Source organism: Ralstonia sp. UNC404CL21Col, from assembly GCF_000620465.1.
Lineage (GTDB): Bacteria > Pseudomonadota > Gammaproteobacteria > Burkholderiales > Burkholderiaceae > Ralstonia > Ralstonia flatus.
The window spans coordinates 823,130-837,156 of sequence record NZ_JIBE01000003.1; the positions used below are offsets into that span (position 1 = coordinate 823,130).

Sequence of the window (14,027 nt, forward strand, 5' to 3'; positions counted from 1 at the left end):
GATTCCGCATGACCACGCTGCACCTGAACCTGATCGGCCACGGCCCCATCGACGTGACCGTGGACCACCTTGTCATTGCCGGCTGGACCGGCCGCGATGCCGACGCCGTCGAACACCACATTGCTGAGCTTGAAGCGATCGGCGTGGCGCGTCCGGCGCGTGTGCCGTGCTTCTACCGCGTGTCGGCCTCGCTGCTGACCACCGATGCCACCGTGGAGATTCCCGGCGCCGACTCCTCCGGCGAAGCGGAGTTCGTGCTGTATTCGACGCCGATGGGCCTGCTGGTCGGCATTGGTTCCGACCACACCGACCGCAAGGTCGAAGCCTATGGCGTGACGGTTTCCAAGCAGATGTGCGCCAAGCCCGTCAGCCGCGATGTGTGGCGCTTCGAAGCGCTGGCCGACCACTGGGACAGCCTGCAGATGAAAACCTGGCGCACCCGCGACGGCCAGACCGCGCTGTACCAGGAAGGCGGCGTCACGCGCATGCTCGACCCGCGCGACCTCATCCGCCGCTACACCGGCAACGACACGCTCCCGGTCGGCACCGCTATGTTCTGCGGCACGCAGCCCATCATCGGCGAACTCGGTTTTGGCGAGGCCTTCGACATGGCCCTGATCGACCCGGTGTCGGGCACCGAGTTGCGCCATCGCTATGCTGTCGACACGCTGCCTGTTGAAGGCTGAAGCGCCCCACCTCACGGAGACCACCGCATGATGACGCCCCGCCCGAACATGATCCGCGCGCTGGCCGCTGACCTGGCTGCCGGCCGCACCACCAGCGTCGCGCTGACAGAGGCCGCCCTGGAGCACGCCGCAGCGCACCGCGCCGCCGGCGGTGCCGCCTACGTGAGCCTCGACGAGCAAGCCGCGCTGGCCATGGCGCGCGCCGCCGACGCCGCGCGTGAGGCAGGCAACGTGCCCTCGCTGCTGGCGGGGCTGCCGGTGTCGATCAAGGATCTGTTCGATGTGGCCGGCCAAGTGACGTCTGCCGGTTCGCGCGCCCTGGCCGACCAGCCGCCCGCCACTACCGATGCCGCCGCCGTGGCGCGCCTGCGTGCAGCCGGCGCCGTGCTGCTCGGCCGCACCAACATGAGCGAATTTGCGTTCTCCGGTCTGGGCCTGAATCCGCATTACGGCACACCGCGCACGCCGGCCGATGGCGCGCGCGCGGCAGGCGGCTCCACGTCGGGCGGTGCCGTCACCGTGGCAGGCGGCATGGCCGTGGCGGCATTGGGCACGGACACCGGCGGCTCGATCCGCATTCCCTCGGCGTTCTGCAATCTGACGGGCTTCAAGCCCACCGCGCGCCGTGTGCCGATGACGGGCGGCGTGCCGCTGTCCACCTCGCTCGATTCCGGCGGCCCGCTCGCCAACTCGGTTGACTGCTGCGCCATCGTCGATGCCGTGTTGAGCGGCCAGTCCGGCAACGATGCGTTCGACACCACCGCAGTACCGCTGGCCGGATTGCGCTTCGGCATCACGCAGGACTTTGTCGGCGCGGATCTCGACAACACAGTCGCCGTTGCGTTCGAGCGCGCTGTCGAGCGGCTGGAACGTGCCGGCGCGCACATCGTGCGTTTCGAATTTCCCGAGCTGCTGCAACTGCCGGACATCAACAGCGGCGGCGGCTTTTCGGCAGCGGAATCCTGGGCATGGCATCGCGCGCTGCTCGCGCGTGCCGAAGCGCAGTACGACCCGCGCGTCGCCACGCGCATCCGCCGTGGCGAACAGATGAGCGCAGCCGCCTACATCGACGTGATCAACGCACGCGTGCGCATGATTGCCGCCGCGCGCAAGCGGCTGGGCAACTTCGATGCATGGCTGATGCCGACGGTGGCCATCGTGCCGCCCGAAGTCGCACCGCTTGAAGCTGACGACGCAGCGTTCTTCCGCGTCAACGCCCTCGCGCTGCGCAATCCGAGCGTGATCAATTTCCTGGACGGCTGCGCGTTGACGCTGCCGGTACACGCTGCCGGAGAACTGCCGGTCGGCCTGTCGCTCTGCGGTCTCGCCAACGACGACGCGCGCATCCTGCGCGTCGGCCGGGCGGTGGAGGCTGCCCTGCGTTGATCGATTAGCCAGAACATTCGCCGCCGGCGTCCGGGCCACGCAGGCGGTTCCCCAAGCCAAGCCGAAAAAAGAAAAGGCGTGCTGTAGACGCGCCAGGCCCAACGCATGCCTGCGTTTCGTAAAACACAGCAGCACACGAAGCGCCGGCGCCCTCACACGCTATTGGAGGAAACCATGTCGCAAACCCAAGCCTTGCCGGCCAACCCGACCGACCCGGCCAGTCGCCCGCTTCCCAGCACCGAGCTGGATGCCACCTACCGCCGCATTGCGTATCGCCTGGTGCCGTTCCTGGTGGTGCTGTTCATTCTCGCGTGGATCGACCGCGTCAATGTCGGTTTCGCCAAGCTGTCGATGCTGCAGGATCTGCAGTTCAGCGAAGCGGTGTACGGCCTGGGCGCCGGCATCTTCTTCATCGGCTACTTCCTGTTCGAAGTGCCGAGCAACCTGCTGCTCGAAAAGATCGGCGCACGCAAGACGCTCGCGCGCATCACCATCCTGTGGGGCCTGGCGTCGATGGCGATGATCTACGTGAAGACGCCGACCTCGTTCTACGTGATGCGCTTTCTGCTGGGCATCTTTGAAGCCGGCTTCTTCCCGGGCGTGGTGCTGTACCTGACGTACTGGTTTCCCTCCGCACACCGCGCGCGCATCAACGGCCTGTTCATGACCTCGTTTGCGATTGCGGGCGTGGTGGGCGGCCCGATTGCCGGTTTCATCATGAGCCGCATGGAAGGCGTGGGCCACCTCGCCAACTGGCAATGGCTGTTCCTGCTCGAGGGCATTCCGTCCGTGCTGGCCGGCTTTGCCGTGCTTGCGTGGCTGCCCGAAACACCGCGTCAGGCGAAGTGGCTCTCCGCTGCCGAGCAAGACGCCGTCGTGCGCGCCGTTGAAGTCGAGAACCGCGACCCCGCCAAGCACGCCTCGTTTGGCGCCGCACTGGCCAACGCCCGCGTGTGGATCTGCGCAGCCATCTACTTCTGCGTGGTCAGCGGCAACGCCACCATCGCGTTCTGGACGCCGTCGATCATCAAGGAGCTGGGCGTGCAGGGCAATTTCCAGATCGGCCTGATCGCGGCCATTCCGTTCATCGCCGGCACGATTGCGATGGTCTGGAACGGCGCGCATTCCGATCGCACGGGCGAGCGCCGCATGCACTGCGCCATCGCCGCCGTCATCGCAGCCGCCGGCCTGGTCGCAACAGGCGCACTGCTCGGCTCGCCGGCGCTCGCGCTGATCTCGCTCACCGTCGCCGCCATCGGCATCCTCGCCGCGTTCCCGGTGTTCTGGTCGATTCCCGCTGTCTTCCTGGCCGGCACTGCAGCCGCAGGCGGCATCGCCCTCATCAACTCCATCGGCAACCTGGCCGGCTTCGTCGCGCCGTACATGATCGGCTGGCTGAAAACGAGCACGGGCCGCCTCTCCGCTGGCCTCTACTTCGTGGCCGCGTTGGAGCTGGGCGCCGCCGTCCTGGTCATCCTGGGCACACGCAAACACTAAGCACGCAGACGAACCATCGCAGCGCCAACCCCAGCGCCGCGATGGTTTGGCCGTACCCTGCCCTAGATGGCGCCTTGAATTTCTGTAAGCGGGCGGAAAAAAGACGGGGAACTGTCTGAGCGAAGCGAGTTTTCCCCGTCTCCGCCCGGTTACAGAAATTCAAGGAGTGGTTCGCCATCTCGGGCGCGCTTTTCTTTGCTTACCTTTCTTTGGCAAGACAAAGAAAGTAAGTCGGCCCCGCCAGGGGACGAAACCAGGGATGCACCATCAACAAAAAAACCCCGCCAGCAAGGTCCCAAACCCCACCCCCACCGTCACGAACCTTAACCGGCCACCTTGTAGCCCATCCGGAACCCACCCCAGTGGCGGCCCCTGACGTAAATCGGCGCCGACACATCCTTCATCATCGCGAACGTCCCGTTCCCCATATCGCGACGATAGGTCTGCAACAGGAACGCCTCGGTATTGCGCGCCGCCCCCAGCCCCGTGCGATCGGTGAACAGCCGGCGGTTCCGGCTGTTGGCCGCATTCCAGACCGGGTCGCTGCCCTGCGGCTGCGAGAACTTCAGGTTGTGCGTCGGCAGATAGCCATTGGTATCGACCGCCGCACAGAACACCACGCGCGGATCCAACTGGAGCAGCGGTTCCTGCACCGCAGGCAACACACGGTCCGTGAACGCCGTGAACCGCGCCATATGCTGCGGCGGGTCGGTATTCGGCACGGGCACATAGGCGCGATCAAACAAATCGCCTTCGCTGATATCGCCGCGCGCCAGCGCCGATTCGAACAACGCGCTGATCTTGCCGGCCGCCGCTTGCACCGCTTCGATGAACGGCGTATCGGCACTCTGCACACCGGTTGAAGCCGTCAACCGGATCAACGTTTCCGACGCGCCCAGCAACCCCGAGAGCTGCCGCTGTGCGTTGTCGATGTTGAGGCTCGATTGCTTCACGCCCTCGGCCATGGCATCCACCTCACGCGCAAGCGAGGCACATTCGTCTTCGATGGCCGCAGTGGATTCCGCAATGCTCGTCGCCTCGACATCGAAGCGCGCGATCGCCTCGCCCGCCACGCCAATCACCGCACCAATCGCCTGTGTGCCGGCATCCACGCGCTGCGCGCGCGCCACGTTGGCGCTGCTGTCGCCGATCAGCTTGTCGGTCTGGCCGGACAAATCGGCCAAGGTGGTTTCGATCCGCTGCGTCGCTTCGGCGGTCTGCCCGGCGAGCTGCTTCACCGCACCCGCCACCACGGCAAAGCTGCGACCCGATTCCCCCGCACGGGCAGCTTCAATGGCCGCGTTGATCGCCAGCAGATTGGTCTGCTTGGCAATCTGCGAAATCTGTTCGGACGCCTGCGCCACCTGGATCAGCGCTTCACGCAGTGCAGCAATCTGCTGCTCCATGCTCGCCACGCCCACGGCCAGCTCGCGAATGTCGCGCAGCGATGCGTCGACCGTTGCGCGCGACCCGCTCACCTCTTCGCTGGCATGCGATGCGACTTCGCGCGCATGCCGCGCGGCGACAGCGATGTCGTGGTTGCCACGCATGGTCACATCGGCGGCGTTGCGCAACTGGTCGAACACGCTGGCCTGCCGGCGCAGGCGCACGGCGACGTCTTCCACGTTGCCGGAGACTTCACAGATGCCCATGCCGACGCGGCCAGCCTCTTCGGCAATGCGGGCAACAAGGTCGGGGGAGGCTTTCGGGCCGCGGCCCCAGGCGAATGGCTTCACGTGCGGTTGTCTCCGGTTGTCGTTGGTGTGTGCGCCTTCGCACGAATGGCGAAGCGGCCCTCTACGGGGTGTATCGGCACGGGTGAATGCGCGCTTGAGCGACGCTAACCGCACTGACTTACGCAGGCATTACAGGCGCTTTGCGCGCCACGAGGCCGAGGCCTAGGCCTGCGCGGGGCGGTTGCGGCGCAGCCGCGCCTCGTAGGCGCCGGCCGTCATGGGCGGGCCAAACAGGAAGCCCTGCAACTTGTCGCACCCGGCGGCCTGCAGGAACTCGGCCTGCTCCAGCGTCTCGACACCCTCGGCGGTGACCGTCATGTCGAGCGATGCGGCCATGGCGACGATGGCGCGCGAAATCACCACCGAATCGCGGTGGCGCGGAATGCCCGAGACGAACGAGCGATCCACTTTCAGGTTGTCGATCGGGAAGCGCTGCAGGTACGACAGCGACGAATACCCCGTGCCGAAATCATCGATCGAGATGCGGATGCCCAGTGCCGTGAGCGCATCGAGCACCGGCATCACCGCAGCGGTGTCGCGCATGAGCAAGCCTTCGGTAATCTCCATCTCCAGCGCGCTCGCGGGCAGACCGGCCTCGGCCAGGCAGCGCGAGATGGTCGGCACCAACCCCTCGCCAAACTGGCGCGGCGACAGGTTCACGGCGACGAAGAAATCCGGCATGCACGTGGCGCGCCAGTGCGCGGCCTGATGACACGCCTGCGCCAGCACCCATTCACCAATGTCGCCGATGAGCCCGGCGTCTTCTGCCACCGGGATGAACTCGGCGGGCGACACCTCGCCCAGCTCGGTGCTGTGCCAGCGCAGCAGCACTTCAGCACCTACGATGTCCATCGATGTGGCGTCGACGATGGGCTGGAAGCGCAGCGACAGCTCGCCCGCCGCCAGGGCACGGCGCAGGTGGTACTCCAGCTGGAAGCGCCGCTGCGCGCGCTGCGACAGGCGCGCGGTGTACACGCGATGCTGGTTGCGACCGTTCTGCTTGGCGTTGTACATGGCGGCATCGGCACAGCGCAGCAGCGTGGCGGCGTCGTTGCCGTGTTCCGGGTACACCGCAATGCCGATCGACGCGCCCAGGTAGTACTCGGTGCCGCCCGTCGAAAACGGCTGCGCGATCGAATGGACGATGCGCTTGGCCAGGCGCTCCGCCTCGCCCAACGAGCGCACGTTGTCGAGCAGCACGACGAACTCGTCGCCGCCGAGGCGTGCCAGCGTATCGCTCTGGCGCACGCAGGCCGACAGGCGTTGCGCGACGATGCGCAGCAGGTGGTCACCCGCTTCGTGGCCGGCCGTGTCGTTCACTTTCTTGAAGCCGTCCAGGTCCAGGAACAAAACAGCGACCTGGCGTGCCTCGCCGGCCTGGCTGGCGGCCTGCTCCATCACCGCCTGCATGCGCTGCGAGAAATACGCGCGGTTGTACAACCCGGTGAGCGCATCACGCTGCGCAAGGAACGTGAGCTGCTGCTGTGCAGCACGTGCCGGCCCGATGTCGTTGAACGAGATCAGCACGGCGGAGGGCGCATCGTCGCCGGGGCGCACGATGGGCAGCACGTTCTCATGCACCCACACCACATCGCCGTCCACCAGTTCCAGGCCGACGGTCAAGCCAAGCAGCGGACGGCCGGTCGTCAACACCACGCGCGTGGGGCGCTCGTTGAGCGGGATCTCGCTGCCGTCTTCGCGCAACGAGCGCCGCATCAGCGCCAGGTGGCTGGTGCCCACGGGCGACAGGTTGCCTGCCCGGAGAATGCGCCGCGCGCTCGGGTTGCACGCGAGGATGGTGCCGTCGGCCGCCTGCACGACGATGCCTTCGGTCAGGTTGTCGACGGCCAGGCGGTAGCGCTCTTCGCTCTCCTGCAGATCGCGCGCGATATGGGCCTTCTGCACCGCCACGCCGATGATGTCGGTAATGCCGTCGAGCAGCCCCATGGCGTCGCGCGTGGGCGCACGCGGGGTGTCGTAGTAGATGCCCATCGCGCCGATCATCTGCGCGTTGTCGCCACGGATGGGCGTCGACCAGCACGCGCGCAGGCCCAGCGGCGCGACGATGTCGCGGTAGCCGTCCCAGAGCGGGTCGGCGTCGATGTCTTCCACCACCACGGTCTTGTTCAGGAACATGGCCGTGCCGCACGAACCGACCGCAGGGCCGATCGCGATTCCCACCAGCACCTGCGAGAGCATGAAGGGCAGCGACGGCGCCACGGCCTGCGTAATGTGTTCGCCATCGCTGCTCAGCAGGACCGAGCACATGGCGCCGTCGTCGAGCAGTGCCTCGACGAGCCGGCAGACCTCGGCCAGCAAGTCCGGCAGCGGGACGTTGCGCGAACTGAGTTCGAGCACGGTCTTTTCGCAGCGCAGCAGTTCCTTGGCGCGCGCGGTTTCAGCGGCCAGCGCCCGGTAATTGGCTTCGGATTCGCGCAGGGCCTGTTCGGCCTGCTTGCGCTGGGTGATGTCGCGTGCCACCACCTGGATGGCGGTGCGCCAGCCAAGCTGCACCGGGGCGGAAAGCACCTCGACTTCCACGGGCGTGCCATCGCAACGCAGCAAGGTCTGCTCGACGGGCGGCAAGCCTGCTCCGTGCGCGACCATCCACTCGCGGCGCTGCCGCGCGAGGTGCATCGAGTTGTCGTGCACGAACTCGTCCAGCTCGTGGCCGACGATATCGCGCGCGGACTGCGCCCCAAACAGCCGAACGCCCGCCTCGTTGACGAAAACGATAATGTCGTCCGCCACGATGTACAGCGCGTCCGGCATTTGCCGGACAAGTGCCTCGTAACGGTCATCAGCGAGCGGCAACGGCCTGGGGCTGTCCTGGTCGATTACTTCCGGTTCGGGACGGTCAGGCCGCTCAGCAGAGGTGGCGTCCATATCTGGGTTGTTTTTCAAGATATCGACCAACGTGTCGGGAAAGTTAAGGCGTTTGGCTGCCTTTCCCCACTTCAGGGTGGGGCAAATGGCCGATGTGCGGATAAGCGGCACGCCAGTTGCGGCACAATGCCCGCACGGCGTTCTTGCGCAACTGTTCGCACCTTTGCCTTATGCAATCGTTTTCGTCTTCCGTCGGCCACGTGGCTGGCCTGTTTTCGCGACGTACCCTTCTGGCCGATGGGCTGGCGGAAGCCGCCGTGCAATTTCGCGACGGGCATATCGACGCGTGTGACGCCAACCCGACGCCCAGCATGATCGACTGCGGAGACCTGCTCGTCCTGCCCGGCATCGTCGACCTGCACGGCGACGCCTTCGAACGCGCCGTCATGCCGCGCCCCGGTGTGGCCTTTCCCTACGAGACCGCCCTGGCCGATGTTGACGGCCAATTGCTTGCCAACGGCATCACCACCGAGTTCCACGGCGTGACGTATTCGTGGGAAGGCGGCCTGCGCGGCCGCGCCTATGCGCTGCGCATGCTGGACACCCTTGATGCGATGCGCCCGCACCTGGGCGCGCAGCACCTGATGCATCTGCGCTTCGAACTGCACCACGCCGATGGCGTTGCCGACGCGCTGGCCTGGATGGACGCCGGCCGCGTGCACTTCCTGTCGTTCAACGATCACCTGCCGATGATGCGCGAAAAGCTGGGCGACGCGCGCAAGCTCGCACAGTACGCCGATCGCGCCGAGTGCGACATCGACACATTCCTCGCGCGTTTGAATGGGGCCGCGGCCAACGCGACGAAGCTCGCCGAGGTGACTGGCACGCTCGCGCGTGCGGCGCAGCAACGCGGCATCTGCATGGCTTCACACGATGAACCCGACATCGCCACGCGCAACACGTTCCACGCGCACGGCTGCACCGTCACGGAATTTCCGTTGACCGAGGAGGTTGCGCGGGCAGCGCGCGCGCATGGCGGACATACCGTCTTCGGAGCGCCCAACGTGGTGCGCGGCGGCAGCCACAACGGCGCACCCAATGCGGCGGCCATGGTGGCGGCGGGTCTGGGTACCGTGCTGGCTTCGGACTATTACTACCCGGCGCTGCTGGCCGCGCCGTTCAAGCTGGCCGAGCGCGGCGTGGTGCCGCTGCACGAGGCCTGGGCGCTGGTGGCAGCCAATCCCGCCGAGGCCGCGGGCCTGACGGATCGCGGCACGCTCGCGACCGGCCTGCGCGCCGACGCCATCGTGGTGGATGATCGCCGCCCAGGCCTGCCGCGCGTGGTCGCGGCCGTGGTCGGCGGCCGGCTACGCCATGCCGCCGGACAGTTGCCGCTGATCGGCTGAGCCACGCCATGGAGCAGGCGCCGGCACCCTTATCGTCGTCTACACCGCCCGCCTGGCGATACGCGCTCTACCTGCTGCCGCCCGAGCCCTGGTACGGGCTCGGCACACGCTGGCTCGGCCGCTGCGCGCGCACCAACACCGCCATCTCAGCGGATCAGCGCGAGGCATTTGTGCGCGAAGCCGGCATCGACCTTGCCACGCTCGACCGCTGGACGGAAGCGCCGCGCCAGTACGGCCTGCACGCTACGTTCAAACCGCCGTTCCGCTTGGCGGGCGATCGCACGGTCGATGAACTGGACACCGCGCTGCGCCGTTTTGCACTGCAGCAGCACGCCTTCACCATCGAGCCGGCCCTGCAGACACTGCGCGGCTTCCTGGCCTGGCGGCTGCGTCATGGCGATCCTGCCCGCGACACGCTCCACGCATTCGCCGATGCGTGCGTCAGCGAATTCGACGGCTTCCGCGCACCGCCACCGCCCGCAGAACTCGCGCGCCGCCGTCGCGTCGGCTTGTCGGATGCGCAGGAGCGTCACCTGCAGCGCTGGGGCTATCCGTATGTGTTTGGCACGTTCACGTTCCACATCACGCTGACGGGCCGACTCGACCCTGCCGAGCAGCTTGCCTGCTATCGGGCGCTGGAGGCCACGCGCGTGGTGCTGCCCGCCGCCATGCCGGTCGACCACATTGCATTGTTTGCGCAGGCTGCGCCGGAAGCGCCGTTCAACGTGGCGCGTGTGTACCGGTTTGACGGCAGCACGGAAGACTTCGGCACTGCGCAGGGCACACCTAACGCTTGAGTTCGACCACGTCGATCACCTGCGTCTGGCCGTGCTGCTCAACCTCCTGGCGCATCACGACCGCCGCTTCGGGGCAATACCAGTCGGTGATGTGCGCCACGGTGGGATCGGGCTCGAGCGTTTCATTGCCCAGCCGCAGCACCCCGAGGCGGGCCGTGCGCGTGTAGCGGATCGGCCGGCACTGCAACTGTCCAACCACGGTGTTCATCGGCTGCGGGGGCCCGACCTCGCGCTCCGACACCTCCACCTTGGCGCGCTCGGCCCGCATCCGCCCGACCGAAATCCCAAGCCGCGGCGACACCACATCGAAATCGAAACTGGATTCGTACGTATCGCCGGGCAGCATCTGCGCTTCGGGCGCCAGACCCGCGCCGTACAGGAACATGCCCGAGATGGCGGTGCTGACGGTGCCGACCAGATCGGCATGTTCGCTTTGCGCAAATACGCGGCCATTGATGCTGACAATGCGCGTGACCACGCCGGCTTCGTCCACCAGCAGTTGGTGCTCCTGGACCGTCTCGATGGGGCGGCCGCCCAGCGCCACGAGGCCCGATTTGGCGTAGATGTGCAGGCCGATTTCGCAGCCGTCCTGCATGTCGCGATTGACATCGTGCAGCGTGAACTCGACGATCATCGGCGTCTTGCCGTTGCCGTCCAGGCGCACGCGGCTGCCGTCATGCACCCACGGCGCGGAGCACAGCCCCGCCGCATGCGCGGGTAGCGCCAGCGCAAACGCCGCCACAGCCGCGGCGGCGTTCCACAAAGAAAAACGCCGATGCATCCGGCGATGCATCAGCGTCTTCATGAACCCGATCGGCACGGGCTTACTGCTTGGGCGCGTCCTTCTTGTTGGCGCCCTCGCTGTACGGGTCGAACTTGCCGCCAGCCTTGGCACCCTGGCTATACGGATCGAACTTCTCGCCGGCCTTGGCGCCCTGGGTGTACGTGTCGTACTTGCCCTTCTCCACATTGGCCGGCTGAGCGCCGGGGTTGAGCGCGCTGGCGGTGCTGTCGTTCTTGTTGGCGCCTTGCGAATACGGATCGAACTTGTCGCCGGCCTTCGCACCCTGTTGGTACGGATCAAACTTATCGCCGACTTTTGCGCCTTGGCTATAGGGGTCGAACTTCTTTTGGTCGGTCTGCGCGTGGGCCGCGGTGCCGACGGCGGCTACGACAGCGACCGCTGCCACGAGGGTAAGACGTTTGTACGGCATCTGAAGCTCCTTTCCTATGGGTCGTTTGGGCTGATCAAATCAATGGTGCAGCCTCGTTTTGAACGCATCCCGATGCCGTGCGCAACTGGCACGTTGGCGCCGGCGCCGGGAAACCCCCTCTCCTCGTCGTACGCTATGGCAAGCGCACAGGAAAGTCAACGCACAGGAACTGCATATTTTTTGGGCAGATGCGTGCTGCAGCGCGGGGCAATCAGCGACGTTCCGGCGGGCGGATCGCCCGGGGCCCAGCCACCGCAATCAACGCCATGGTGAGCGCCACCACCGACAGGCCCCAGCGCAGGTCTGAGCGATGCGCGATCAAGCCGATGATGACCGGACCGATCAGCAAGCCCACGTAGGCAAAGCGTGCCACGGCGGCAATGCCTTCGGCGGCCGGCACACCGGGGAGGCGCGACGCGGTAATGAAGAAGATGGGCACCATGTTGGCGGCGCCCACGCCCATCAGCGCAAAGCCTGTCAGGACAGCCATCGGTGTGGGCCACAACAGCGCAAGCAGAATTCCGCCCGTGGCCAGCACGCCACTGGCGCCGAGCACACGCATGTTGCCCCAGCGCCCCCGTGCAAAGTCGCCGCCGAAACGCGCCAACGCCATTCCACCTGAAAACGCTGCGTATCCCGCGCTGGCAACGGCTTCGGGCGATTGTGCGATCTCGCGCATGTACACGGTCGTCCAGTCGTACATCGCGCCTTCGCCGACCAGCCCGAAGAACGCCAGCACGCCCAGCACGAACAGTGTGCGGCCCGTGGTCGGATGTGCGGATTCGCCTTCAGCATGCACGTGGTCCGGCAGCATGAACGGCCCGGCGCACAGCGCGGCCGCCATGGTGACGAGCGCCATGCCGCCGCAATGCACGGCCGGCGGCACGCCCAGTTCCAGCAGCACGCCACCCACCGCCGCACCCACCATGCCGCCCAGGCTGAACATGCCGTGCAGCGAGGAAATGATCGGCTTGTGATGATTCGCCTCGACCGTGGCCGCTTGCGCATTCATGGCGACATCGAAGCCGGCGTTGGTGATGCCAAACAGCAGCAGCACCGCCAGCAGTGCCGGGTAGGTCGGCATCAGCATGATGAGCGCGGTCATGACACCAAATGCCACGCCGCCCTGCACGCTCGCGCGCCGCGTCCCGACGCGCGCTGCCCACTGCCCCGCAAACTTCATCGCGACGATGGCGCCGGCCGCCACCATGAACATCGCCAACGACAGCGACGCCTCGGACAGCCCGAAGCGCGCCTTCACCGTCGGAATGTGAATGCCCCACGTCGCAAACGTTGCACCGTTGGCGAAAAAGAGAGCCATCGTCGCCGCGCGGGCCGACAGGGGAAGCCGGCGGGGCCGCAGCGCGCCGGCAGATTGAACGTATTCGGAAGACATGAAGGACAGCTGGGAAAAGCGCGCAGCGCGAGCGGGTCGCGCCGCAAAGGCCTCATGCTACCGCGCTCTGCTGATGAACGTATGACGCCGCCCCGCGCCATGCAGGTATGCGGCTTGCGTCACCACGCTCGAATCCACCGCATCGGGAGACCTGCCATGCCCCGCGTGATCTGGAAGGGCGCCGTGAGCTTCGGCCTCGTCCATATTCCCGTTGCGCTGTATCCGGCCACCCGCAGCGACGACCTCGACTTCGACTGGCTCGACCGTCGCACCATGGACCGCGTCGGCTACAAGCGCATCAACAAGACCACTGGCAAAGAGGTGCCGCGCGAGCAGATCGTGCGCGGCTATGCCTACGAGAAAGACCGCTATGTGATCCTCACCGACGAGGACATTCGCGCCGCGAACCCGGTCTCGACGCAAACGGTCGATTTGCTGACCTTCGTAGATGCGGCGGAGATTCCGTTCCTCTATCTCGATACGCCGTACTTTCTCGCGCCCGACCGGCGCGGCGAAAAGGTCTACGCGCTGCTGCGCGAGGCGTTGACACGCTCGCAGAAGATCGGTGTCGCCAACGTCGTGCTGCACACCAAGCAGCATCTGGCTGCGCTGATCCCAATGGGGCCCGTGCTCGTGCTGCATACGCTGCGATGGTCCAACGAAGTGCGCGACTGGTCCGAACTCGACTTGCCGGAAGAAGGTGCCAAGGCGACCAAGCTCACGGCCAAGGAAATCGACATGGCCGAAAAGCTGATCGACGACATGAGCGGCAAGTGGGACCCTGCCGAGTATCACGACACCTTCCGCGACGACATTCTCACGCTGGTCGATCGCAAGGTGCGCGAAGGCCGCACGGAGTCCGTCGAGCCGATGGAAGCCGAAACCGCCGCACCGCGCTCCGGCAACGTGATCGACCTGACCGACCTGCTGCGCCAGAGCCTTGCCAAGCGCGGCAAGGGTAAAGCCGCGTCAAACGACGAAGCGGAAGACGAACCTGCCCCGCGCAAGCGTGCACCGCGCAAGGCCGCCGCCAAGACGGCGCGCAAGACCGCCACACGCAAGCGCGCATAACACGACGGAGCC

General features: G+C 66.5%; 11 protein-coding genes. 6 read left to right on the forward strand and 5 right to left on the reverse strand.

The annotated features are described in order from the left end of the window. Positions 1-8: 8 nt before the first annotated feature. From N511_RS0103945 to N511_RS0103955, 3 genes are all read left to right on the forward strand, one after another. Entirely contained in the window at positions 9-686 is a 678-nt protein-coding gene (locus N511_RS0103945; RefSeq protein ID WP_027678101.1) for a DUF2848 domain-containing protein, read from the forward strand. Between the two features lie 27 nt (positions 687-713). Beyond that, positions 714-2,072 (forward strand): amidase, encoded by a 1,359-nt coding sequence (locus N511_RS0103950; RefSeq protein ID WP_027678102.1) that lies wholly within the window; start codon positions 714-716, stop codon positions 2,070-2,072. A gap of 174 nt (positions 2,073-2,246) precedes the next feature. Beyond that, complete coding sequence (locus N511_RS0103955; protein ID WP_027678103.1) at positions 2,247-3,569, forward strand: MFS transporter; 1,323 nt, start codon at positions 2,247-2,249, stop codon at positions 3,567-3,569. 323 nt (positions 3,570-3,892) lie between these two features. Here N511_RS0103955 and N511_RS0103960 read toward each other — a convergent pair whose 3' ends face one another. After that, positions 3,893-5,305 carry a methyl-accepting chemotaxis protein gene (locus N511_RS0103960; protein WP_027678104.1) on the reverse strand — a complete coding sequence of 471 codons (1,413 nt, stop codon included), beginning with the start codon at positions 5,303-5,305 and terminating at the stop codon, positions 3,893-3,895. A gap of 162 nt (positions 5,306-5,467) precedes the next feature. Beyond that, positions 5,468-8,191, reverse strand: coding sequence for a sensor domain-containing protein (locus N511_RS0103965; protein WP_027678105.1), 2,724 nt, complete (start codon positions 8,189-8,191; stop codon positions 5,468-5,470). A 170-nt stretch (positions 8,192-8,361) separates the two neighbouring features. Between N511_RS0103965 and N511_RS0103970 the strand changes: the two genes are divergently transcribed. Continuing rightward, positions 8,362-9,537: an alpha-D-ribose 1-methylphosphonate 5-triphosphate diphosphatase gene (locus N511_RS0103970; protein ID WP_027678106.1), complete on the forward strand. Its 1,176-nt coding sequence runs from the start codon at positions 8,362-8,364 to the stop codon at positions 9,535-9,537. 8 nt (positions 9,538-9,545) lie between these two features. After that, complete coding sequence (locus tag N511_RS0103975) at positions 9,546-10,334, forward strand: DUF1045 domain-containing protein (protein WP_027678107.1); 789 nt, start codon at positions 9,546-9,548, stop codon at positions 10,332-10,334. Here N511_RS0103975 and N511_RS0103980 read toward each other — a convergent pair. From N511_RS0103980 to N511_RS0103990, 3 genes are all read right to left on the reverse strand, one after another. Further along, the gene (locus N511_RS0103980; RefSeq protein ID WP_027678108.1) at positions 10,324-11,139 is read right to left on the reverse strand and encodes a hypothetical protein; all 816 of its coding nucleotides are present in this window, start codon (positions 11,137-11,139) and stop codon (positions 10,324-10,326) included. The two genes, N511_RS0103975 and N511_RS0103980, sit on opposite strands and share 11 nt — an antisense overlap. 19 nt (positions 11,140-11,158) lie before the next feature. Next, on the reverse strand, positions 11,159-11,548 hold the full coding sequence (locus tag N511_RS0103985) for a hypothetical protein (RefSeq protein ID WP_027678109.1): 390 nt from the start codon (positions 11,546-11,548) through the stop codon (positions 11,159-11,161). A gap of 211 nt (positions 11,549-11,759) precedes the next feature. Then, complete coding sequence (locus N511_RS0103990; protein ID WP_027678110.1) at positions 11,760-12,944, reverse strand: MFS transporter; 1,185 nt, start codon at positions 12,942-12,944, stop codon at positions 11,760-11,762. Positions 12,945-13,100: 156 nt separating this feature from the next. Here N511_RS0103990 and ku point away from each other — a divergent pair, with 156 nt between their 5' ends. Continuing rightward, positions 13,101-14,015, forward strand: a complete 915-nt coding sequence (gene ku / locus N511_RS0103995) for a non-homologous end joining protein Ku (RefSeq protein ID WP_027678111.1) — start codon at positions 13,101-13,103, stop codon at positions 14,013-14,015. Positions 14,016-14,027 lie beyond the last annotated feature (12 nt).